This window comes from Actinoplanes sp. NPDC023936 (assembly GCF_040639325.1).
GTDB lineage: Bacteria > Actinomycetota > Actinomycetes > Mycobacteriales > Micromonosporaceae > Actinoplanes.
The window spans coordinates 2149-25492 of sequence record NZ_JBEZZR010000064.1 but is presented as its reverse complement, the minus strand read 5'-3'; the positions used below and the strand labels follow the sequence as shown (position 1 = coordinate 25492).

General features: G+C 69.6%; 15 protein-coding genes. 5 read left to right on the top strand and 10 right to left on the bottom strand.

Annotated elements, in window-relative coordinates:
• Positions 1-267: 267 nt before the first annotated feature.
• Positions 268-882, top strand: a complete 615-nt coding sequence (locus tag AB0F72_RS40535; RefSeq protein WP_360444062.1) for a LysE family translocator — start codon at positions 268-270, stop codon at positions 880-882.
• A gap of 197 nt (positions 883-1079) precedes the next feature.
• Here AB0F72_RS40535 and AB0F72_RS40530 read toward each other — a convergent pair whose 3' ends face one another.
• From AB0F72_RS40530 to AB0F72_RS40515, 4 genes are all read right to left on the bottom strand, one after another.
• Entirely contained in the window at positions 1080-1766 is a 687-nt protein-coding gene (locus tag AB0F72_RS40530) for a hypothetical protein (RefSeq protein ID WP_360444059.1), read from the bottom strand.
• Positions 1767-1809: 43 nt separating this feature from the next.
• The gene (locus AB0F72_RS40525; RefSeq protein WP_360444056.1) at positions 1810-2109 is read right to left on the bottom strand and encodes a hypothetical protein; all 300 of its coding nucleotides are present in this window, start codon (positions 2107-2109) and stop codon (positions 1810-1812) included.
• Between the two features lie 119 nt (positions 2110-2228).
• Positions 2229-2855, bottom strand: a complete 627-nt coding sequence (locus AB0F72_RS40520) for an SUKH-4 family immunity protein (RefSeq protein WP_360444053.1) — start codon at positions 2853-2855, stop codon at positions 2229-2231.
• A complete protein-coding gene (locus AB0F72_RS40515) occupies positions 2852-11908 on the bottom strand; it encodes a DNRLRE domain-containing protein (RefSeq protein WP_360444051.1) in 9057 nt (3018 codons plus the stop codon). Before AB0F72_RS40515 ends, AB0F72_RS40520 begins: the two co-directional genes overlap by 4 nt.
• A 160-nt stretch (positions 11909-12068) precedes the next feature.
• Here AB0F72_RS40515 and AB0F72_RS40510 point away from each other — a divergent pair, with 160 nt between their 5' ends.
• A complete protein-coding gene (locus tag AB0F72_RS40510) occupies positions 12069-12812 on the top strand; it encodes an RNA polymerase sigma factor (RefSeq protein ID WP_360444048.1) in 744 nt (247 codons plus the stop codon).
• Between the two features lie 3 nt (positions 12813-12815).
• Entirely contained in the window at positions 12816-13613 is a 798-nt protein-coding gene (locus AB0F72_RS40505; RefSeq protein ID WP_360444046.1) for a hypothetical protein, read from the top strand.
• Between the two features lie 508 nt (positions 13614-14121).
• Here AB0F72_RS40505 and AB0F72_RS40500 read toward each other — a convergent pair.
• The 6 genes from AB0F72_RS40500 to AB0F72_RS40475 all read right to left on the bottom strand — a co-directional run bounded on the left by AB0F72_RS40500 (position 14122) and on the right by AB0F72_RS40475 (position 19255).
• Positions 14122-15303 carry an NAD(P)-binding domain-containing protein gene (locus AB0F72_RS40500; RefSeq protein ID WP_360444043.1) on the bottom strand — a complete coding sequence of 394 codons (1182 nt, stop codon included), beginning with the start codon at positions 15301-15303 and terminating at the stop codon, positions 14122-14124.
• A 72-nt stretch (positions 15304-15375) separates the two neighbouring features.
• Positions 15376-16536 (bottom strand): alkaline phosphatase PhoX, encoded by a 1161-nt coding sequence (locus AB0F72_RS40495; RefSeq protein WP_360444041.1) that lies wholly within the window; start codon positions 16534-16536, stop codon positions 15376-15378.
• Positions 16537-16691: 155 nt separating this feature from the next.
• On the bottom strand, positions 16692-17453 hold the full coding sequence (locus AB0F72_RS40490; RefSeq protein WP_360444038.1) for a cytochrome c oxidase assembly protein: 762 nt from the start codon (positions 17451-17453) through the stop codon (positions 16692-16694).
• A gap of 1 nt (position 17454) precedes the next feature.
• Complete coding sequence (locus AB0F72_RS40485) at positions 17455-17886, bottom strand: DUF2243 domain-containing protein (RefSeq protein WP_360444035.1); 432 nt, start codon at positions 17884-17886, stop codon at positions 17455-17457.
• 155 nt (positions 17887-18041) lie between these two features.
• The gene (locus AB0F72_RS40480) at positions 18042-18455 is read right to left on the bottom strand and encodes an MmcQ/YjbR family DNA-binding protein (RefSeq protein ID WP_360444032.1); all 414 of its coding nucleotides are present in this window, start codon (positions 18453-18455) and stop codon (positions 18042-18044) included.
• Positions 18456-18502: 47 nt separating this feature from the next.
• Positions 18503-19255, bottom strand: coding sequence for a class I SAM-dependent methyltransferase (locus tag AB0F72_RS40475; RefSeq protein ID WP_360444029.1), 753 nt, complete (start codon positions 19253-19255; stop codon positions 18503-18505).
• A gap of 81 nt (positions 19256-19336) precedes the next feature.
• Between AB0F72_RS40475 and AB0F72_RS40470 the strand changes: the two genes are divergently transcribed.
• Entirely contained in the window at positions 19337-20293 is a 957-nt protein-coding gene (locus AB0F72_RS40470; protein WP_360444026.1) for an NAD(P)-dependent oxidoreductase, read from the top strand.
• Positions 20294-21094: 801 nt separating this feature from the next.
• Positions 21095-23344 (top strand): FxSxx-COOH system tetratricopeptide repeat protein (gene fxsT / locus AB0F72_RS40465; protein ID WP_360444023.1); only part of this gene is annotated, 2250 nt, incomplete at its 3' end.

Here is a 23344-nt window from a genome sequence, read left to right as displayed (position 1 = left end):
TCTGAAGACACTGACCGGGAGCTACGTCTCGGGCATCAAACCCGACCTCCAATCGACGTACTCACTCACTTCGTGCGACCTCGTGTCGCACCTCTTCTCGGCACGAGTGTGCCCTGGGCCGACCCTCGCGGCGTGACAGGACCGTGACGGCCGTCCGCTTATCGGCGCGCACGCTCGGCGGCCATAAGGGTAAGTCCGAGGCCAGCCAGGAATGCGATGTCCGTTTCCCGCCAGCTTTCATTCGCGGACACGGTTAGCGTGATGCCGGTGAACTGGACTGCGTATGCCGCCTATCTGACGTTCGCTGTCGTCGTGGTGCTGATACCCGGCCCCGACTTCGCCGTGGTGGTCGGGAACACCATGTCGGGAGGTCGCCGTCGGGGGATGTGGTGCGCTGCAGGAGTTGCTTCGTCGAACGCCGTTCAAGGCACTGCGGCGATCCTGGGGCTTGGCGCCCTGGTCCTCAGGGCGCAGCCGGTGTTTCACATCGTCAAGTGGGTGGGTGCTGCTTACTTGCTGTACTTGGGACTGCGGTTGCTGGGTGCCGCCTGGCGGGGCCGGTATGAGGTTCCGAGTGCGACCGGTGACGACACTCGGCGCGGATGGCGCCAGGGTTTCGTCTCGAACATCACCAACCCCAAGGTCCTCGTGTTCTACGTCGCTGTTCTGCCGCAGTTTCTGGCTCCCGGTGCCAGCACGATGGCATTGGCGCTGTTCGCGCTGAGTCACGCCTTATTGTCCCTGCTATACCTCCTTACTCTTACTGCCGTGATGCATCGGGCCCGGAGGGTGCTTGCCCGTAGACGGGTCCGCCGTTGTCTGGACGGAACGACCGGCATTGCCATGATCGGGTTCGGAGCGCGACTCGCATTCGAGCGGTAGTGACGACACACTCTCCTCGGCCTGGTCGCGCGTTCGATCAGGCCTACGTTCCGGAGGCCATGAAGGCGGCCAGGATGTAGTTCGGTCGGTGCTTTTCCGTCAGGACGTGACGGCGGACGAGGCTGTGGACGACCGGCCGTCGAGGACGAAGGAACGCCACTGCCGGTCGAGGCCGAGATCGCCGGGCAAGCTCAGCCTCACAGCGTCATCTTCCGGCCCAGCGCCTTGCCGAAGTCGCCGGCCCAGCGGCGAGCCTGGGTGAGCACGCTGTCGTATCCGGCCGGCACCTTCGCAGGGTAACCGTGCAGGATGCCGAGCACCTGCTTCTCCAGCTCGACGTCGCCGAGGTCGCGGGCCAGGATCAGCGCCTGCACCAGCCGGGCGGGATGGTTGCCCCGGTCCTGCCACGCGTGGACGCGTCCCCTGGTCACCGGTTCCTCCGCCGCCAGGATCAGCGCGAGCTCGCGCCGCCCGGCGACGACGGCCAGCATCTCGCCCAGCAGCGTTCCCACGAAGGCCAGCTGATCGGCGGTGACGGACGAGCCAGGCCAGCCGATACGCTCCTCGGTGCGCAGCCGCACGGCCAGCCGCCCGTACTCGCTCAGTTTCGGGCCGAGCACCGCGTCGCCCACGTTCAGCGCGAGCGTCAGGTCCTCGTCCACCCGGTCCGGCCAGCACTCGTACTCCAGATCATGCGCTCGCCAGGTCGCCTCTCCGGCGCGGGAGATCTCCGCGGCGGCGGGCAGCAGCCCGCGCTCGCTGGCGAGACGCATGATCGTGGAGGCGGAAGCCTCAGCCACGGCGGCGAACCGGGCGAAGCCGGCCAGCATGCGGTGGTCCAGGTCGTTCAGAGTGGTCTCGCCGCCGCAGGCCGGGCGCCGCACGCTCAGGTCGGTAGACGCGTCCCCTGGTCACCGGCGCACCGCACTAGGTTCCGTAGACGCAAGCGTGCGCGAAGGCGAGGGCGTCATTGCGGTACCTCATTTTCAGGAACGGAACCGGATCCCGGGACAACCGGCCGATCAACAACGCACGGTTCACCCGGTACACCGCGTCGTCCACGGTCTCGGTCCCGGAAAACGCGCACGCGAATGCGGGGAACACGACTGTCGGAACCGCGGCCAGGGCCGGGAACTCGTTCACGTCATGGGAGAGGACATCGCGTCGCGGCACGGCCAGGACATCGAAGCCGTACCCCGCCGACGCGAAGCCGGGGATGGACACCACGGGTTCCACCGGCTCCGGTCCGGAAGGGCCCGACAGACCAGGTCCACACCCCTTCCAGGCCGGGCACGGGTTCACTGTCCGGCACTTCCGTCAAGGCATCGGCGAGGCGCATGTGAGGATCAGGTCCCCGATCCGGCCCGTAGCCGCAGCAGCAGGTCGTCGAACCGCTCGTCGCCGTCATCGAGCTCGCCCCAGAGGCCCTCCACCGCGTACCACCAGAACGAGCCGTCCTCGGCCAGCGCCGCCGGGTCGATCCGGTGCAGGGCCCGGGTGCTCTCCGCCAGCAGCTCGAAGCTGCGCTCCTGGTTCTCCCGCTCCCACTGCTCCCGCGGAACCTGCCGCAGCTCGGCCAGGCGCTCGTGCAGGTCGAGGCCGACGTCCAGGGCGGCGGCGAACCGCTCGACGCCGGTGCTGACGAAGACCGGATCCTGGAAGTCCCCGGCGCCCCGGCCGGCTCGGTGGTAGTCGCGCAGCCGGGCCAGGCTGACCGTGCCCCGGCCCGGCCGCACGCCGAACACGGCGAGTTCGACCGGGCCGGGCAGGGCTTCCTGAACGCCGAGCTGGTACTGCGGGCCCAGCTCAGGGAAGACCAGGCTCGGCGCGCTGCCCGGCGCGTCCGGCCGGAGGGTGAACAACACCCACGCCTCGGTCCGGATGCTGGCGTCCGCGTCGCCGGCGGCCGGGACGTCCCAGCCCGCCAGCACGCTGCGGATCGGAACCCGGCTTCCCTGAGCTGGGGTCATCATCGCCGGCCTCGATGTCCCTTCCGGAAGGCGTAGCCCTGGACCAGGCTCTTCAAGAGATCTCGTCCCGCCTTGTTGATGGTGCGATCGGTGGGATCATCGGCGTACGGGACGGAATACATGATGTCCATCTCCGGATTGTGATCGAGCAGGCGATTACCACAGTTGCGCTGGTTCGGGCCGCAGGGCATCCGGTCGGAGTACAGCGCCTCGATGATGTCGCCGTCCTTCAGCTGGCTGAAGATGTCGTCCTCGGCGTGGTAGTTGTTGCCTCGGCTGACACCGTACAAGATCTCGCCGCTCTTCAGCCGCGCCGCACCGACGTTGGACCCGTCCGCGATGGCCGCGCGCGGGGCGAACCGCCGCTCGGCGGCCAGCCGCGCCAGGTCCTCGTTGTCGTCGCCGAACTCGACCTTGCGCCCGATCGGGCACGCGCCACCGGTGTTGTGCACCAGGACCGGCGCGTTGCCGATCACCACGTAGTAGCTGTGCAGCCCCTCGACGGTGAGGTTGTGCACCCGCTGGTGACGGACCGTGCTGTCGACAGCGGTGATCTGCACCCAGGTGCCGGCCGAGGTCTTCAGCCACATGCCGGGCTTCAGCTGGCCGGCCTCCACCCAGGCGCCCGCGTCCGGCAGCCACATCAGGTGGTTGTCGGTCGAGGTCATCTTCCCGGTCTTCGACCCGGCGTCGCCGTCCACGTCGACGGTGAGCGTGATCAGGGTCTTCTGGCCGGCGACCCCGCGGACGTCGGTGACCGGCCGGACCTGGACCGCACCGGACTCGACGTCGGCGGCGAGCAGCCGGTCACCGAGGCGCAGGTCCTCGATGTTGCGGGTGTTGCCGTCGGCGAGCAGCACCTTCGTGCCGGGCACGAAGCTGTTCGGCTTCGCGGAGACCGGGCACGACGGCCCGTCCGGGCTGCGCGGCGCGTCGGCCTTCGCCGGGGTGGGCGTGTCGGGCGCCTTGGGCGTGGACGGGATCGCCTTGGTGGCGTCGGTGACGTTGTCGGCGGTCTTGTACGAGTCGTAGACGTTGTCCGCCGTCTTGGCCATCTTCACCGCGCCGACCACGTTGCCCGCCAGCGGGATCGCCGAGGCCAGCGACAGCGCCCCGTCGACGTAGTTGCCCTCGGCCATGTACCAGATGCCGTTGGCGACGTCGGCGACCTCACCGACGACCGGCACCATGCCGACCACGTCGAGCGCGGCGTGCCCGAGGTCCGACCACGACATGCCGAACAGGTGGCCGTCCAGCTCCACGAAGCTGATCGGGTTGCCGCCGGCGAACGCGTAGCGGTTGCTCAGGAACGGATCCGCGGTCAGGCCCATGTCGGACAGCGCGCCGCCGTAGTAGTCCCGGGTGAGGAACCGGTTCAGCCCGGGGTCGTAGTTGCGGAAGCCCATGTCGTACGTGCCGGAGCCGGCATCCCACCGGGAGGCGTTGAACCGGAACGCGTTGTACGGCTCCTGCGACGAACCGGCGGCACCGGGCTTGTCCGCGCCGGTGAACTGTGAGGCGTCGTCGCTGCCGTACGCGGTGTACCCGTACGTGGCGCGGGTCTTGCCGTCCTCCTTCGTGATCGCGATGACGTCGCCACGCGGCCGGTAGGTGTACTGCGAGTACTCCTTCGCACCGTCGTCCTTGTGCTTGATCTGGGTCAGCTGCTGACCCCACGGCGAGTACTGGTACGACTTGTCGGCCTTGCCGGCGACCTCCTCCCGCAGCACCTGGTCGTCGAGACCCAGGTAGGTGAAGGCGGTCGTCTTACCATCAGCTGTCTGCGACACCGTCCGGTCGAACGGGTCGTAGACGTAGGTGGTGGACTTGGCGGCGGCGCCGGTGCCGGCGGTCGTCTTGGCGGTCCGGTCGAAGCCGTCGTAGTAGTGCTTCTCCGCGCGCTCGCCGAGCATCGACACGGTGTCGAGGCGTCCGAGCGGGTCGTAGTTGTACGTCGAGGTGATGCCCACCGTGGTGGAGGAGTGCAGCCGGTTGCGGTCGTACTTGTTGGTGGTGGTGACGTCGTCGATGGTCTGCTCGACGATGTTGCCGTTGGCGTCGTAGACGTACGACTCGGTGTCCGCGCTGTCCCCGGTCTTGGTGACCTTGGTGATCCGGTCCTGCGGGTCGTAGCCGTAGACGTAGGTGTTGTCGATGTACTCCGACGCGTTGTCGGCGTTCATCAGCTTGAGCACGTCCTTCGACGGCGTGCCGTTGGGGCCGTACTCCAGGCTGTGCTCGGCGACCACGGTCCCGGCGGAGGTCTTCTCCACCTGGTGCTTGGTGGCGCCGTCCAGGTAGTACGCCAGATCCACCGTGTTGCCGTTCGGCTTGACCTGCTTGAGCAGCTCGCCGCGGGCGGTGTAGGTGAACGTGGAGATCTGCTGGTTGCCGGCCGACGGCGAGTCGGCGTTCGTCACCTTGGCGACCATGTCCCGGACGTCGTACTCGATCTTCGACCAGGTGAGGTCGTGGGTCGAGGTGAGCGGGTTGCCGTTCGCGTCGTAGGTCAGCGCGGTGGTGTTCTTCACCGTGCCGCCGGTGACCTCCTCCACCTTGCTGATCTGGTTGAGGCCGTCGTAGGCGAGTCGGTACGTGTCCACGCCGGCGCCCGGGCTCCGGTCGTTGACCTGGGTCATCAGCCCGTTCGCGTTGTACTTGTAGGTGAACTCCTTCTTCTCGTTGTCCACCTCGGCGCCGCTGTCGCGGACCAGCTTGACCGCGTCGGCGACCACCTTGCCGTTCGCCTGGTCGGTCAGAGTGATCTTCTGGGCGCCGTCCTCGGTGAAGGTGTAGCTGCCGAGGCTGACCCAGGTGCCGGCGCCGGTGCTCTGGTTGACCGTCGTAACCGTGTCGCCGCCGGCATGGGTGACGGTGAATTTGGCGTCCGTCGCCGCCCCGGTGATCTGCGGGTAGTAGGCGAACACCTGGTAGGCGCCGTCGCGCGGGATGTTGAGTTGCCAGTTGTACTGCGCGGAACCGCTGCCGGCGGGCGCCGTGTACACGTCGTAGCCGTACTGGCCGGTGGCCGAGCCGGCGGTCCAGGCGCCCTGGCTCGCGGTGTTGTTGCTGTCCGAGCTGTCGACCAGGACCGCGTCCTTGCCGACCGGCACGCCGTCGTCGGACCGCGCCCGCTGGTTACCGGAGGCGAAGAAGTCCCAGGTCATCGTCCGGGTGACCGACCCACCGGCCGAGCTCAGCGTGTTCTTGGTCTGCTGGCCCAGCTCGTTGTAGTCGAACGTGTTGACGATGCCCCACGGGTCGGTCGAGGACTTCTGCAGGCCGTTGTCGTAGTACGTGTAGCGGGTGACGTTGCGGACCGTCTGGCCCTGGGACGGCGGAGTGCTGACCTCGGTCATGTTGCCCACCGCGTCGTACTCGTAGATCGTCTTGTCCGGGGTGCCGTATCGGTTGTCGCCGGGGTCGTAGGCGGACCACACCTCCTTGGCCCGGTTGAGCTGGTCGTAGACGGTGACCGCGGTGAAGTCCTCGGCGTCGTCGCCGGTGGCTACGCCGCGCGGGCTGATCACCTTGGTGCGGTTGCCGGCCTTGTCGTACTCGTACTTCGTGGTGCGGTAGGTGATCGCGCCGGAGGCGTCCTTGGCGTGCGGGACCTTCGACTCGATAAGCGCGCCGCGGGCGTCGTACGTCGCGAGCGACTCGTTGCCGTCCGCGTCGGTGGTGGCGACCTTCAGGCCGTCCTTGTCGAACCGCGCGGTGGTGAACTTGCCGGCCGCGTCGGTGTTCTTCACCGTGCGGTGCAGCAGGTCGTACTCGTACTTGACGGTGAAGTCGGCGGGGTCGGCGGTGACGTTCTTCTTGGCGTCGACGATGGTCAGCAGGTTGCCGACGTTGTCGTAGGTCGAGGTGACCTTCTGCCCCTCGCCGTTGCGGACCTCGATCGGCTGGTAGATCGCGTCGTACTTGGTGGTAGTGGTGAAATCACCAGCCGTGGCCGTCAGGTTGCCCTGCGGCTCGGTGACGGTGAGCAGGTTGCCGACCTTGTCGTACGTTTTGGTGGTACGCCGCTCGGGGTCGCCCGCCTCGTCCTTCGGGGCGAGCGTCTCGATCACCTGGTCGGCCTTGTCGTAGACCGAGGTGGTCGAGGTGCCGTTGGCCGCGTACGCCGTGACGATGTTGTCGTTGGCGTCGTAGACGGCCGCCTTCATGGTCAGGTAGCGGCCCGCTGCGGCGTCGACCGGCTCCACCCGGTCCTTGGGGCGGCCGAAGGTGTCGTACCCCTGGGTGGTCTTGGCCTGTTTGTCGTTCTTGACCTCGGTGACGTTGCCGCGGGAGTCGTAGGCGAACGCCGACGCCACCTGCTTCGCGTCGATGATCTTCTGCGGGTAACCGGTGGCGTGGTACAGGTCGAACTTCGTCTCGTTGCCGTTGGCGTCCTTGGCGGTCAGCAGCCGGCCCCACGTGTCGTACGTGTTGGTGGTGACGGCGCCGATCGGGTCGGTCACCGTCGCCAGGTCACCCTCGACCGTGTACGTGAAGGAGTGCTTGCGTCCCTCCGCGCTGGTCTTGGTAGCGATCTCGGCGACGTACCCGTTCAGCTGCGTCTGGTAGGTCAGCACCCGGGTCGCGCCGAGCGCGTCGGTGGTCTCCAGCGGATATCCGGTCTTGGCGTCGTACTTCCACCGGGAGACCGCGCCGTTGGCCTCGGTCAGCGCTGTCACGTTGTGCTGGTCGTCCCAGACCAGGCCGGTGACCTCGTTCTTCGCGTTGGTGACCCGGTACGCGCGGCCGTACCCGTCATGGTGGTAGAGAGATTTGTTGTTCTCCGCGTCGGTGACCGTCGTGTCGATGTTCCGGCCCTGCGGCCCGTCCGGGTCGGTGTACGCGAACTGCGTCGTCCCGCCCAGCCGGTCGGTGTACGACTTGGTCCGCCAGTGCCACTGCGGGTCGTCGCCGGTCGACGGGTAGTGGTAGACCAGGCTTGTCGCGTTGCCCCGCGGGTCGGTGACCTTGACCAGCTTGACGTTCTTGTTCCCCTGGGTCATGTCGTACTGGAACTTGAACGTCTTCGGCGTGCCGTCGGTCGAGCCGTACCCGTCGATCAGCTCGCCGAGCAGGCCCTTGTCGGTGTAGGTGAAGTGCAGCGTCCGCCCGGAGACGTCCTTGATCGTCTTGACGTGATCGATGATCTTCGGGTTGGTCAGGCCGGTGCCCGACGCCCGTACCCAGGTGGTGTCGTTGATGTATTCGAAGTTCTCGCCCTTGGCCCAGTAGTCGATGGTGATGGTCTGCCGTGACTCCGGGTCGGTGATGTAGCGCAGGAACTTCGTCGGCGCGTTGTTGCTCTTGCGCTCCTCGTAGGTGAACGACATCGTGTTGCCGTTCTTGTCCACCGTCGAGGTCAGGTAGCCGTCGCAGTCATAGAAGAACTGGGTACGGTCGGGGCGCGTCAGCGACCAGGCCTGCGGCTCCTGGGTGTTCGGCTTGCACTGCACGCCCGCCTTCTGCTGCAGCAGCAGGTGCACGCCCTTGGGCGACACCCACGTGCCGGTCGCGGAGTCCAGCGTGAACCAGTGGCTGGTGCCGTCGCCGTCGGTGAACGTCACCGTCCGGGGGTTCGGGTTCGGGTGGAAGTCCAGCGGCGAGCCCAGTCGCATCATCGACGACGCCTGCAGCGACCAGCCGAAACCGGAGACCGTGTCGGTGGTGTCCAGGGAGTTGTAGGACAGGCGCACGAAACTCGACAGGCCGCGCGACGGGTTGCTGAACGCGTTGTACTGCCAGACGGTGTTGCCGGCGTACAGGTTGTTCATCAGGGTGCCGCCGGCGCCGGTGTTCTTCCCGGAGTACGAGTAGAAGTCCTCCAGGCCGAGCTGGTCCGACGTGGGTTCGACCACCGCGATGTTCTGTGCCAGCGGCGCGATCGACGCGGCCTGCGACAGCGTCTGGCCGGTCGTCTTGTTCTTCAGTTCCCAGCGGATCGTGTAGTCGGTCCGCTTGTTGCCCTCGGTGGTGGACGGCGGGGTGGTGACAGTCGCGGTCAGGTCCGCCGAGCCGCCGGAGGGCACGTCGGCGGGGAGCGCCGTGACGGCGGTGGAGCCGCTGACCGCCTCGCCGTTGGCCCGGGCCCACGTGTAGGAGAGCTGCCAGTCGGCGGCCTTCCACGTCGACGGGGTCGGGTTGGCGATCGACACCGGCGTGGTGAAGGTGGTCGCCGGCGGCGCGCCCTCGGGCAGCTGCGGCGCGTAGTACGTCGACTCCGGCGTCTGCTCCAGGTAGGTGATCTCCAGGGTGGGGCGCAGCATCGGCTCGCCCGCCTCGGCGGAGAGCAGCATGGCGCGGGCTGTCGCGCCGGCCTCGTCACGCTGCTTGAGCAGCAGCCCGTGGTTGGCCGCCGGGGCGGACACCCAGGACTTCGCGGCGGTCGTGACGTTCCACGACATCCACTTCGGATCGTTGGTGAAGCCGTTGTTCGCCGACAGCGCGGTGGCGTCGTAGTCGCCGCCGGCCCTCGTCCACGCGGTGGCGCCGTCGCTGGTGTTCCAGGTCGCCTTGGCCTGGTCGAAGGCGCGGGTCAGCTGGTGCACGTCGACGTTCTCGTCGGTGTCGGTGCCCGGGTAGAGGCCGACGTTCCACATCCGCAGCTGCGCGTCGGTGACCTGCGCGTTCGCCGGAACACCGGCGATCGGGAACTTGACCAGGCCACGGGTGTCGCCGTAAACGGCGGAGTTGTTGCCGGGGCTGACGTAGGGGTCGCCGGCGTAGCTGTTGACGTTGGCGGCCGGCTGGGCGGCGGACAGCGTCGTGTCGGTCACCCCGGACCGGAAGATCTTGGTGACCTGGCCGGCCTTCGGCAGCATGGCCTGCACGGTCGGGCCCGGAATGATCTTCCCGTCGGTGGTCTTCACCGCGACCATGTAGTAGAAGAACTTGCGCTTCATCACGTCGGTCTCGGCCGCCGGGGTCGGCGTCGCCGTGGTGTCCTGGAAGCTGGTGGCGCCCTTGGTGACCGGGGCCACCAGGGTGGCCGCCGACGGCGTCCAGGTCTGGTACGGGCTGCGGTGCACCTGGTACTCGGCGATGTCGGTCCCGGCGTAGGCCGGCCAGTCGAGCAGCGCGCCGGTCGAGGTGATCGTCGTCGGCTGGTTCACCGCGACACCCGGCTTGCCGTAGGTGATCACGAGTTTCGGCAGGTTGAAGTCGCGCCGGGCGTTCTCGAAGGCGTACTCGGACGCCTGGAAGATCGCGCCGCCGCGGCCCTTGTCGTTCTCGTTGACCGCCTTGACCATCAGGCCGTGGTTGGCCGCGCCGTTGATCCACTCCTGCACCACGTTGCGGACCGGGAACGACGACCAGACGCTGGACTTGCTGTTCTGCTTGACAGTGGTCGCCTTGGTGAACCGCACCGCGTCGGCGATCACCGCCTTGTTCGCCACGTCGCCGAGGACGACCTTGCCGGTGGTCCCGGCCGCGAACGGGTGCACGCCGAGCGTCTTCCAGCCGCCGGCGGCGACCGGGGTGGTCTGGTCGACCGGGTACGCCTTCGAGCCCCCGTTGTAGTGCACGGTGTACGGGGCGTTCGCGGCCCGGTCGGACTCGCCGACGTAGTGCACCTCGACCAGGTAGTTGCCGGCCTCGGTGATGGTCGGGACGTAGGTGTAGGTGTTCCCGGTCGCCGCGTCGTTGTTGACCCGGTAGTCGCCGCCGATCGCCTTGGGCGTCAGCGTGGTGTTCGCCGAGGCCGTCCAGGTGCCGGACGCGGCGGTGCCGGTGTCGCCGTCGTCGACGGTCACGATGTTGCCGACCGGCTCGGCCGCCACGGCCGCGTTCGTGGTGGCCCAGGTCGCGGTCGACTCCGACCACGGCGCGGTGATCTTGCGAGCCTCCATCGGCACGTCGTGGCCGTACGCGTAGTACGAGGAGTCGTAGTAGAGCTGCAGCTGCGCGTCGTCGATCGTGGTACCGGCCGGGATCAGGCCGGTGTCGAACTTGAGCAGCGAGCGCCAGGCCGCCGTCGCGTCGGTGCCGACGCGTAGCTCGTACGAGTTGTTGTAGTTGGTGGTCGCCGCGCCCGACGAGATCATCGTGTCCTGGGCGTCGGTGGGCACCGGCTGGACCTTGATCGTCGGGTCGACCACGACCGGGTACTTCCGGCCGGCGTCGGCGAGCCAGGCCGCGTCCGCGGTGACCGTGATCGTGTCGCCGCGAACCGTCTGGGTCACGTTCGTGCTGCGGGCGCCCGCCTTGTCGTACATGAACGGCGCCGGCATGGTCAGCACCGTCGCGCCGCCCGCGCCGGTGAACGCGATCGACCCGTCCGGCTGCGGCGCCGGGGTCAGGCCGCCGGTGTCCAGCGTGAACGTGTAGGAGACCGGCCCGGCCGGCGCCTTCTTCAGGACGATCTTCTCTTTGAGCTCGGTGGCGGTCACCTCGTAGACGACGTCCGCGCCGCCGGCCAGCCCGGGATAGGTCACTGTGGACCCGGCGACCCTCGGCTCGGCCTTCGTCGCCGCGCCGGCCAGGCCGAGCTCGATGCTCCGGCCGTCCTTCTCGAACCGCACCAGCTCGTCGCTGCGGTCACCGAAGCGGCTGGTGAACGTGTTCGTGGTGTTCGCCCGCCCGCGCACGCGGGTGTCGATCGGCTTCCACCGGCCCTTGCCGTCGCGGTAGTTGACCGGCACCGGCGAGATCTCCGCCTGCAGCCGGCCGTCGGACAGCGCGAAGACCCGGCCGTTGGCGGTGCGCCGCGACGCGACCTCGCCGACCCGCTTCGCGGCCGGCCACTTCCTGCCGGCCGGCGCTCGCTCGTCGACGGCGAGCCCGGTGCTGACCGGCTCGGTCCGCGTCGCGGCCTTGCCGCCGCCGACGAGATCCCGGGCCGCGTTCCCGGCCCGCTCGATCAGGCCCGGACCACCGTCGTCGCCGGCCGGCGACGCGTCCCCGGCCGGCACAGCCTCCGCGGCCGGCACAGCCTCCCCGGCCGGTGCCGCTTCCGCGGTGGGCTTTTCCCGCGTCGCCACATAACCCCAGGTCCCTGAGCTCGCGAGGAGCGTCAGCGCCAGGGCCGTGACGAGCACGCCCCGTTTTCTTCTCATGCCCTCGTCCTTCGTTGCGCAGACACGACGAGGGAAAAGTAGGAACACGAGATATTCACGTACGCATATGTTTGATACTTCGCTGATATAGACCGGCCCCGGTCCCCCGCGCCCCACCCGCCGGCTGTAGCGTGCTGCCCGGTTCGTGAGGGGGGCTTACTTGCCGAAGGACGACGAACTCGCCGACGCGTTGACCGCCGCGCGGGCGGGCGACGAGCAGGGGTTCGCCGTGCTGTGGCGCGCGCTGAACCCCGCCGTGCTGCGGTACCTGCGGCTGATCGCCGGGGACGCCGCCGAGGACGTCGCGTCCGAGACCTGGCTGCAGGCCGCCCGCGACCTGGACCGGTTCACCGGCGATCCGGCCGCCTTCCGCGCGTGGCTCTTCCGCATCGCCCGGCACCGCGGCATCGACGAGCAGCGCCGGGCCGGCCGCCGCCGCGAGGACCCGTCCGGCACGGTCGGCGACGGTTCCACCGGTCACGGCGGCACCGGTCACGGCGGCATCGGTCACGGCGGCATCGGTGCGGGCGGTATCGGTCACGGCGGCATCGGCCCGGGCGCGACCGGTCGGGGCGGCATCGGTGGGGGCGGCACCGGGCATGGCGGCATCGGTGCAGGGGGCGCAATGCCGGCGGCCGAGGCCGAGGTGATCGAAGGCGCGGAGACCGCGTGGGCGCTGAGCCGGGTCGCCGCGCTCCCCGCCGACCAGGCCGAGGCCGTGATGCTGCGGATCGTCGCCGGGCTCGACGTCGCCGACACCGCACGGATCCTCGGCAAACGCCGGGGCGCCGTGCGGATCGCCACCATGCGCGGCCTGCGCCGGCTGGCCGCCGACCCCCAGGTACGGGTCCGGGCCGGCGGGCAGCCGCGGAGTCCGCACCCCGAAGCCACCGAGAAGGTGTGACGCATGGCGATTCGTTTCTGGCGTAACCGCCGCCGTGCCCTGGACGAGGCCGACCGCCTGGTCGCCGCCCCGAGCCCCGCCGATCCCGGCCCCGGCGCGGCTGATCCTGGTTTGGAGCACCTGATCAGCAGCTTGCGGGCTCCGGCCACCGCGGCCGAGACAGCCGGCGAGCAGGCGATGATCGCCGCCCTGGCGGCGGAACGCCGTCGTGTCCTCGCGGCATCCACCCCGGACCATGCTCAGGGCGGGCAGCGGCCACCCCGGACGAAGCCACGCCGGGCCGTCATCGCTGCCGTCACCGGCGCAGCCGTTGTCCTCGCGGGCAGCGGCACCGCCGTCGCCGCCCGCACCGGCAACCTCCCGGCCGGCGTCCAGGAGCAGGCACACCGCCTCTTCTCCGGCCTCGGCGTGCCGGACGCGCCACCACCGTCATCGGCGTCGTCAGCACCGCTGTCGCCAGCATCTCCGCCGCCGCCGCTGTCGCCATCACCGTCGCGATCACGGACGCCCACGCCGTCGCCGACACCCGCACCCACGTCCGCGAACAGCATCACCAGCACGCAAGCCGCATGGTGCGCGGCCTGGCGAACCGCCGAATCCGGCGGCCACCCGATGAACGGCCGCGACCGCCGCGACCTGACCGAGGCCGCCGGCGGCGAGGAGGACATCGCCGAGTTCTGCGGCGCGACGACCACCACCACGGCCACCAAGACCACCACGGCCACCACGGCCACCACGACAGCCGAGCCCGGCAAGAGCAGATCCACCAAGTCGAAGAAACCCAAGAAGTCGAAGGGCTGAGCGGCCGTCCGGGTTCACGGACCAGGCAACCCGGGCGGGCGGCCGGCTCTCAGCGCTGACCCCGCTGGCTGATCTCACGCCCGGTGCGGGCGGCGGTGGAGCGCTGCGGGGTTCGCGTGATTCTGCGGGGCCTGGAACGTCCACGAGTTTCCGAGAAGCGCGGGGTTTACCTCGGATGCCGGCACGCAGGGTGACAGCGGCTCGCGCTGAAGGGCGCCCGGGAGCACTGGCCCCGGCGGCTGGCACCTCGCACCTGGCACCTCCCGCCTCGCCGATCTTGGAACCCGCCGCCCCGGCCGTAGCCCACACATGTGATCAAGCCCGGGTAGCCGCTCTGGCCTACGGCCGGCACCACCCGGCCGTAGCCCAGGCATGTGATCAAGCCCGGGTAACCGCTCTCGCCTACGGCCGGCGCCACCCGGCCGTAGCCCAGGCATGTGATCAAGCCCGGGTAGCCGCTCTGGCCTACGGCTGGCGCCGCCCGGCCGCGGCTCGTGCTGACTAGCTACTAGGCCGGGCTGGATTCGCTGACTCGCTCCTTCACGGGTGCGCCAGAGAGCACCAACCGGCGCAGGGCGGCCGCCGCCTCACGACCCGCCCGGTTCGCGCCGACTGTGGACTGCGAGGGCCCGTACCCGATGAGGTGGATCCTCGGATCGGCGGCGACCTGTGTGCCGATCATCGGGATGCCGCCGAGGGGTCCTCGCAGCTGGAGCGGTTCGAGGTGGGCGAGTTCGGCGCGGAAGCCGGTCGCCCAGAGGATCACGTCGACCTCGGTGACGCTGCCGTCCGCCTCCACCACGCCGGTCGGTGTGAGCGCGGTGAACATCGGGCGGCGCACCAGGGCTCCGCGGTCGCGGGCGGCGCGCGCGTAGTCGGTCCAGCCCAGGCCGGTGTAGGAGACCACGCTGCGCGACGGCAGGCCCGCTTCGACGTCCGCGATGACCTTGGCGATCGTGGAGCGGCCCTCGTGTTCGGGGCGCCACTCGTCGAGGAAGACCGGTTCCCGACGGGTGTACCAGAAGGTGGTCGCCACCCGGGAGATCTCCTCGAGAAGCTGCACCGCCGAGATCCCGCCGCCGACGACGGCGACGCGCCGGCCGGCGAACTCGGCGGCGTCGGCGTAGTCGCGGGTGTGCAGCTGCCGCCCGGCGAAGGAACCGGTGATCTCGGGCCGGACCGGGTTCGTCCAGGTGCCGGTCGCGTTGATCACGGCCTCGGCCAGCCATTCGCCGTGATCGGTGGAGACCAGCAGCGAGCCGTCCGCGTCCTGGACGCTCGTCACCCGCACCGGCCGGAGGATCGGCAGCGCGAACGCCCGCTCGTACTCCGCGAAGTACCGCGGGATCGCCGCGCTGCTGGACTCCTGCGGATCGATGGCGGGTTTCGGCAGGCCGGGCAGGTCGAAGATGCCGTTGACGGTGGCCATCCGCAGCGACGCCCACCGGTGCTGCCACGCCCCACCGGGCCCGGCGTCCGCATCGAGCACGACAAACGACGGCAAAGCACCGGCGTGGGCGCCGGCATCGACGTGGGCGCCGGCATCGACGTGGGCGCCGGCTTCGGCCTCGAAAGGCAGAACACGGCCCGGCGAGGCGCCGTAAGCCGCGAACCCACGCCGCCGCAGATGATAGGCAGCGGAGAGCCCCGCCTGCCCCGCCCCGATCACGACCACCGTCACGCGCCTCATGACCGACCCCCACACACCCAGCGAAGCTTGCTGCGTCAAACAAATTCAGCATACTCTGCCGGGACTACCACCTCAGGTGCGGAACGGCCCGGTCACACAGTAGGTAATGCCACCCGACGACGACCCCGACGTACCGCGCTGCGACGAGAAGTACAACCGATTGCCCGCCGGGGTGAACGCCGGCCCGGTCAGCTCCGACGACCCGTGGCCGGTGACCCGCAGGAACACCGAGATCTTGTCATCCGGGCTGATCAGGGAGATCTCCATGTTCCCGCCGTCCTCGGCGACATAGAGATCCCCGTACGACGACCCGGTCACGTTGTCCACACCGGTGAGCGGAGCCGTACCCGGGCTGACCAGATTGTCGTCGTACGCCAGCTCGTAAGTCCCGGTCAGCAGGTTGACCTGCCACACCCGGTTGTCGCCCTTCGTGGTGAACCACACGGTGTCGTTGGCGTAGTGACACCCCTCCCCGCCGTTGAACGACTTCGCCCCGGACACCTGGTAGCGCGTCTGCGTCGGCGAACCGTCCGGATCCGGCACGGTCTGCCAGGTGAACGAACCGGACGTAGCGGTTCCCGCCTTGAACACCTGCAGCGTGCCGGCCGACAGATCGCCCCAGGTCGCCGGCACGAACCGGTAGAAACGCCCGTCCGTCTCGTCCTCGGTCAGGTAGACGACCTTGCGAACCGGGTCGGCCGCCGCCGCCTCGTGCTTGAACCGCCCCATCGCGGGGCGCACCACGGCGGCGCCACCCAGCGGATACGTCTCCCAGACACGTCCGAGAGTGATCTCCTCGCAGGAGAGCCAGGTGTTCCACGGGGTCTTGCCGCCCGCGCAGTTCTGGTTGGTGCCGGACAGGATCCGCGACGCGCCGGTGACGTTCCCGTTCGCGTCGAAGACGATCCGCGACGCCCCGCCGCCCGCCGACGACGACACCTCGGAGTTCGAGACGTAGATCCAGCCGCTGCCGTTCGGGACGACCGCGCCACCGTCCGGCGCGTCATGCCAGACATAGGAGGTTCCCGATACCACCTGCCGCGATCGGGCGATGACTTTGCTGGTGAAACCGGCCGGCAGCTGGATGCCGTTGGCGTCGGCGGCCTGCAGCGGCCCGTAGGGTCCGGTCGCGTTCTGCGCCGGCGCGGCATAGGCGGCCGACCACGCGGTGAAGGGCAGGGCCAGACCTCCCGCGCCCGCCACGGTGGCGCGCAACAGTGATCGCCGGTCCATTCGTCCTCCTGGATGTCCGTCGGTGTGAGCCTCCAGGAAGCCGGTCCCCGCTGTCCGCCAGGTGTCGCCCGCCCCAACGAATCGGCAAGCTTGAATGACCGAGAAAGATCAAGATCACTATTGGGTACGGGGTCAGCGCCGCCGGAAGCCCCGCGTCACCTCGCGGTTCTGATCTCCTCGGGCAGCCGCCACGGTGCCCGAGGCCGGCGCACGACCCGGCGACCGGGGGCGACGCTCCCGTACCACTCCCGGCAGAGAGCGACGACAAGCACCAGATCGACGAGGTCCCCGCCGTAGTACATCACCTGAGCCCCGGCCTCGCCGTCCGCGAAACCGACCGGCGGATGGCCGTAGAGATACTTGGCGAGCACCGCGTGCGAGGCCATGAACGCGACGAGCACCACGCCCCGGACAGCCGGCCCGGGCCGGTGCGGCGCCGGGTCGGGGCCGGCGATCGCGGCGGCGAACAGATACCCCGCCGCGAGAAGGTGGAACTCCAGCCACGGCGAGGTGTGGATCGCGTGGGAGAGCCCGGTGGCGTACAGGATCCACAGACCGCCGCCGTTCAGCAGGGCCGCCGTGACCGGATGCGTCACCGCCCGCACCGGCCCGCTGCGCAGCACCCGCGACACCGCCCGGGCGTAGCCGACCGGCAGGGCCCGCAGAGCGAGGGTGACCGGCGCGCCGAACACGAGCAGCAGCGGCGCGACCATGCCGAGCAGCAGGTGCGCCACCGCGTGCGCGGTGAAGTCGTAGTGGGCAGCGTCGGTCAGCGGCCCTGTCACGGCAAGCCAGGCGGCCACCGACCCGGCCGCCCAGCACACCGACCGCCGCGCCGGCCACCGGCGACCCCGCCGGGTGACCGCCACGACGCCGGCCGCGTAGGCGACCGCGAGGATCAGGATCGCGGCGGCCACGTCAGGCCGACATCCGCGCCCGGACCAGCATCGACACACCGGCGACGATCAGCAGCACAGCGATGATGTTCCATGCCCAGTCATACGGCGCCACGTCCACGTGATACCGGATCTGGTGCAGCCGCATCAGCTTGTGCTGCACCGTCCCGTCGTACAGCTGAAAGACGCCGGCCCCGGTCAGCAGCCCGCCCCACCACCGCAGCCGCTCGAACGCCGCACGCCGGCGCAGGTCAGCGAGGAGGAACAGCGACGCCACCGTGGCGAACCAGCTCACCGCGTGGAACAGTCCATCGGAGACCAGCCCCGCCGCAGGCGTCGACTTGTCGTAGAAGTGATGCCAGTGCAGCAGCTGATGAAAAACGGTCTCATCGACGAACGCCGCGAAACCCACCCCGAGCAGAGCTCCGGAGAGCACGTTGCGACCGGCGAACATCAAAGACCTCCTTGGGTACGGGGGAACCCCGCCCCGTGTGCCCCGCCGCCGATCCGGTAAACCGCCCAGCCGCACGCTGTCAGTTAGCCGTGGTCGTCTCCATCGCCCGATCGTCGATCACCCATCGAAGCCCGGCAACCGCATATCCGGCGCGCTCACGGGGACGGCTGCGGCGGGTGGGCGCTCAGCCACGCCTGCGCCCGCCGCTGTGACGCCCGGGACAGCCAGGCGTCCTGGATCACCTCCGCCAGCTCGGTCCGCGACAGCTCGCCGATCCGGCTCGCCCGCACCAGGACCGACAGGTGGCCGTCGAAGTGCGGCGTCGTGAAGAACGGCGACGACGGGTCCTGCACCAGCGACTGCTTGTCCGCGTCGGTGGGCACCCAGAAGACGATGACGTCGGAGTACCGCTCGCCGGTGACCGGATCGACCGCGTCCGGCCGGGGATTGCGGAAGAAGACGAACGACTTGCCGCCGACCTGATAGACCGGGTTGTCCCCGGTGACGGTGACATGGGGCATCGCCGCCGCGATCTCGTGCACGTCCTCGACGCGGGCGGGCCGGCTCACGCCGGTGCCCCGCCGAAGCCGATCTCGTCTACGGTCATACCGCCAGGTTAGACAGCGCGGCCGAGCGCGACCCACGCCGAAGCCGTGACCCGCCGGGTGAACAGCGTGGCGCACCGCTCGCGCAACGCCGCCCGCTGCTGGGCGCCGAGCCCCGTGACGTAGTCGCCGGCCGGGCCGACGCCGAGGGTGAACGGCTCCCACCAGTCATCGAAATCGGCGAACTCCGCCCGCACGGTCAGCACGCCGGACTCCACGTCGCGCAGCCCGGCGGCGGTGAACAGCTCGGCGAGCCGGCCTTCCCGGACACCGGCCAGATCGGACTCGCCGGCAGCGGCCGGATCGAGTGACCGGACCGCCTGCCAGAACGTGGTCAGCGGGCCGCGGCCGCCGGCGTGGTCCCAGACGCAGGCCCCGACGAGACCGCCGGCGCGGGTGACCCGGCCCATCTCGCGCAGGCCCGCGACCGGGTCCGTCATGAAGTGGACCACGAGCTGGGCCAGGGTGACGTCGAACGAGCCGCCGGGGAACGGCAGCCGCTCCGCCGAGGCCTGCCGGACGTCGATCTCCGGCAGACGGGACCGGATCGCCTCGACGAAGGCCGTCGACGGATCGACCGCCACCACGGATCCGGTGCCCAGGCGCTCGACCAGCACCGTCGTCAGCGCGCCGGTCCCACAGCCGACGTCGAGTGCCCGCAGCCCCGGCGCGAGGCCGGCGTGAGCCGCGAACTCGACGCCGAGCGGGAACGAGTACCGGCCCATGAAACGGCCGTACGCGTCGGCACGAACCTCGAATCCCATGTCATCCCCCGGATGTCACCCTCGAACGGCGTTCACGTCACACGGGTGACAGTAGTGTCACCGGAGTGACATGATCCATCGATGCGCGTCTTCATCACCGGCGCCAGCGGATTCATCGGCCGTGAGCTGGCCCTCCGATTCCGCGAGCTGGGCCACGTCGTCGACGGCGTGGACCTGCGCGCGGACCCGGAGAGCGGGGTGATCGGCGGGGACATCACCCGGGACGGCCCCTGGCAGGACTTCACCGCCGACCTGGTGGTGCACACCGCGGCCGTGGTCTCCAACGGCGTCGGCCTGGACGAGCAGTGGCGGGTCACCACCCTCGGCACCCGCAAGGTGCTGGACGCCGCGGTCCGGGCCGGCGCCCGATGGTTCATCCACCTCTCCTCGATCCGGGCCTTCTCCGACCTCGGCTTCCCGGACGGCGTCACCGAGGAGCACCCGGTGCGCCCGGACGGCAACCCCTACGTCGACACCAAGATCGCGTCGGAGCAGGTGGTGCTGCAGGCACACGCGGCCGGGCAGATCGCGGTCACGGTGATCCGGCCCGGCGACGTCTACGGACCCGGATCGCGCCCGTGGACGCTGATGCCCCTCGAACTGATCAAAAAGAACCAGTTCCTGCTCCCCGCGTACGGCAACGGGATCTTCAGCCCGGTCTACCTCGACGACCTGATCGACGGGGTGCTGATCGCCGCCAACAGCCACGGCAACACCGGCCAGGTCTTCACCCTCACCGGCGGGGTCGGCGTGACCTGCAAGGAGTTCTTCGGCCACTACTACCGGATGCTCGGCAGACGCGGCCCGCTCTGCCTGCCCACGCCCGTCGCGGTGGCGATCGCCGCGGCGGCCGGGCGCGCGATCAGCCTGACCGGGGCATCGACCGAGTTCAACGCCATCTCGATGCGCTACTTCACCCGCACCGGCACCTACTCGATCGACAAGGCCCGCCGGCTGCTCGACTACCAGCCCAAGGTCGGCCTCGCCGAGGGCATGGCCCGCACCGAGCGGTGGCTGCAGGACCAGAACCTCCTCTGATCTTGCCGTTTGACCTCCCGCTCCACCGCGAGGTCGCTGCGGGCGAGGTCGCTGCGTCATCAAAGGGCGACTACGGTACGTGTCGGCCAGCGCGCTGGGCGCGGGCGGCGACGGGACGCAGCGCGCGTTCTCTGCGACAGATGAGGACGTTCGAGATGTTGATCGTCCAGCAGCCGGAAATCGCTGTGATCATGGGGCTGTCACCGCGATGTCCCGACGCTGGCTGATCAACAACGCCGTTCGGGGCCGCGAAGCGTCAAAGATCGAGGTGTCGACGTGGATGGGGTCGCACACAACGCCATCGTGGTCCTCCGTCTACGCCATAGCCGGGACGCAGGCACACGGACGGCTTCGGTGTGCTCTCATCCACGCTGGTGCGGGCTTCGGTGCGCTCCTGTCCGCGTTCCGCGACCGATCGTGTGCCCTCGACGTCGTTCCGGCAGCAACCGCGAGCCACCAGCGGGCATAACGGGCGACGAATCGATCTCGCGGAGAGCGATGGACTCACACGACTCCCTGTTCGCGTTCGCTGGCCGCCCGCCGAGGAACGCACTCAACTCGGCAGATCAAGGCGTGAAGGCGGGTCAGTCACCGAGCGTGAGCCCCGCTGATGGCTGGCGCGCACGACGGGCGGCATGAGAGTGCGTTGATCTTGATTTCTCGGGGAGTTGTTGCGGGTCCGGGGGTCGTTCATGTTGGTCTCGCCGGAGTGGCACGGTATTTGATCTTTGTCGATGTCGTCCGGACGGCCGTGCTTTGTAGGATGGCTGCCTGTCTGTCTGGTTGCTGTGGGAGGCCTGGGTGGGTGGGGAGCGGTCGGGCCTGGATTTCTTCATCAGCTATGCGAGTGAGAATCGCGTGTGGGCTGAGTGGATCGCGGTGCAGCTGGAGGATGCCGGGTATTCGACGCGGTATCAGGCGGCGGATTTCCGGCCGGGCAGCGACTTCGTGCATGAGATGCAGGTCGGGGTGGTCGAGGGTGAGCGGACGATCGCGGTGTTGTCGCCGGCGTATCTACGGTCGCGGTTCGGTGAGGCGGAGTGGCGGGCGGTGTTCGCCCGGGATCCGACCGGTGAAAAGGGTCTGCTGATCCCGGTGCGGGTGCAGCCGTGTGATCCGCCGGGGTTGTTGTCGACCCGGGTGTATGTGGACGTGGTGGATGCGGTCGAGGCGGTGGCGCGCAAGAAGCTGCTCGCCGCGGTGGACCAGGATCGCTCTCGGCCTGCGGCGGCGGCATACCCAGGTCGTGCGGGTGGGACGCGGTTTCCGGGGCTGGGGCCGGTGGTGGCGAACCTGCCGGGCCGCAATCCGGTGTTCACCGGCCGGGACGATCTGATCGGGCGGGTGTATGAGGCGCTGCGGGCTGATGAGCCGGTGGCGGCGGTGGTGTCGGGTGCGGTGCACGGGCTGGGCGGGGTGGGTAAGACCGCGGTGGCGGTGGAGTACGCGTACCGGTACGGCAGTGACTTCGAGCTGGTGTGGTGGATCGACGCGGAACAACCGGCCACGGTGGCCGGGCAGTTGGTCCGGCTCGGGCGACGCATGGGGTTGCCGGAGACCGCGGATGAGCGGGATGCGGTGGCGGCGGTGTTCGCCGCGTTGCAAGGCCGGGATCGGTGGCTGCTGATCTACGACAACGCGGAGCAGCCGTCGTCGGTGACCTCGCTGCTGCCGGCTGGTGGGGGCGGGCGGGTGCTGGTGACCTCGCGGTGGCCGGATTGGGCCGGGCATGCCCGCACGGTGCGGATGGAGGTGTGGTCGCGAGCGGAGTCGGTGGCGTTCCTACGGGCCCGGACCCGGCATACCGATGAGCGGTCGCTGGGTGAGCTGGCGGAGCTGGTCGGGGATCTGCCGCTGGCGGTGGAGGAGGCAGCCGCGTATCTGGAGCAGACCGGCGAGGACCTTTCCGGCTATGTGGGGCTGGTGCGGGAGCGGGCGCGGGAGTTGTTCGCGTCGCCGGACGGGCCGCTGGCCGGGGATGGGCGCCGAGTGGCGTCCGTCTGGACGTTGTCGCTGGATCGGGTACACGGCGAAGAGCCGCTGGCGGAGCAGCTACTGACGCTGCTGGCGTTTCTGGCCCCGCAGGTGCCGCGGGATCTGCTGGCTTCCGGGTCGCGGTCGCTGCCGGAGCCGTTGGGTGCGGCGGCGGCGGATCGGCTGGTGTTCAACCGCATGCTGGATGCGGCGGGCCGGTATGCGCTGATCGGGTTGGAGCCGGCGGAGATCGGGATGCATCGGCTGGTGCAGGCGGTCGTGCAGGCCCGCCTCAACCCGGAAGACGAGAAACGCTGGGCGGGCGCCGCCGTCGACCTGATCCGGGGATCGTTTCCGAACGATAGTTGGGAGCCGGCACGTTGGCCGCAGTGTCAGCGGCTGCTGCCCCAGGTGTTGGCTGTTGCGGAGCATGCCGAGCGGCTGCAAGTCGGCGGGGAACACGCCGGGTGGCTCCTGGATCGGTCCTCCACCTACCTGCGGGAACGGGGGCAGTATCGGCAGGCCGAACCGCTGGCCCGGCGGGCGCTGGTTTTGACCGTGACCGCGCTCGGTGCCGACCATCAGGAAACCGCCTGGCGCCGCGACGAACTCGGCCGCGTGTTGAAGGATCTGGGTCGGCTCGACGACGCCCGCACCGAGTACGAGCAGGCGTTGGCGATCGGCCTGGCCGCGCTCGACCCCGACCACCCCACCATCGGCACCCTGCGCGGCAACCTCGGCGGCGTGTTGCAGGCTCTGGGCCGGCTCGACGACGCCCGCACCGAGTTGGAGCAGGCGTTGGCGATCGGCCTGGCCGCCCTCGGCCCCGGCCACCCCGACATCGGCACCCGGCGCGGCAACCTCGGCAGCGTGTTGCAGGCTCTGGGCCGGCTCGACGACGCCCGCACCGAGTACGAGCAGGCCCTGACGATCAGCCTGGCCGCCCTCGGCCCCGACCACCCCACCATCGGCATCTGGCACGGCAACCTCGGCAGCGTGTTGCAGGCTCTGGGCCGGCTCGACGACGCCCGCACCGAGTACGAGCAGGCCCTGACGATCAGCCTGGCCGCCCTCGGC

Bases quoted from the DNA above. Each gene is read 5' to 3' on its own strand.
- AB0F72_RS40520 (WP_360444053.1), bottom strand. From the start codon at position 2,855: ATGATGACCCCAGCTCAGGGAAGCCGGGTTCCGATCCGCAGCGTGCTG.
- AB0F72_RS40515 (WP_360444051.1), bottom strand. From the start codon at position 11,908: ATGAGAAGAAAACGGGGCGTGCTCGTCACGGCCCTGGCGCTGACGCTC.
- AB0F72_RS40505 (WP_360444046.1), top strand. From the start codon at position 12,816: ATGGCGATTCGTTTCTGGCGTAACCGCCGCCGTGCCCTGGACGAGGCC.
- AB0F72_RS40500 (WP_360444043.1), bottom strand. From the start codon at position 15,303: ATGAGGCGCGTGACGGTGGTCGTGATCGGGGCGGGGCAGGCGGGGCTC.
- AB0F72_RS40495 (WP_360444041.1), bottom strand. From the start codon at position 16,536: ATGGACCGGCGATCACTGTTGCGCGCCACCGTGGCGGGCGCGGGAGGT.
- AB0F72_RS40485 (WP_360444035.1), bottom strand. From the start codon at position 17,886: ATGTTCGCCGGTCGCAACGTGCTCTCCGGAGCTCTGCTCGGGGTGGGT.
- AB0F72_RS40475 (WP_360444029.1), bottom strand. From the start codon at position 19,255: ATGGGATTCGAGGTTCGTGCCGACGCGTACGGCCGTTTCATGGGCCGG.
- AB0F72_RS40470 (WP_360444026.1), top strand. From the start codon at position 19,337: ATGCGCGTCTTCATCACCGGCGCCAGCGGATTCATCGGCCGTGAGCTG.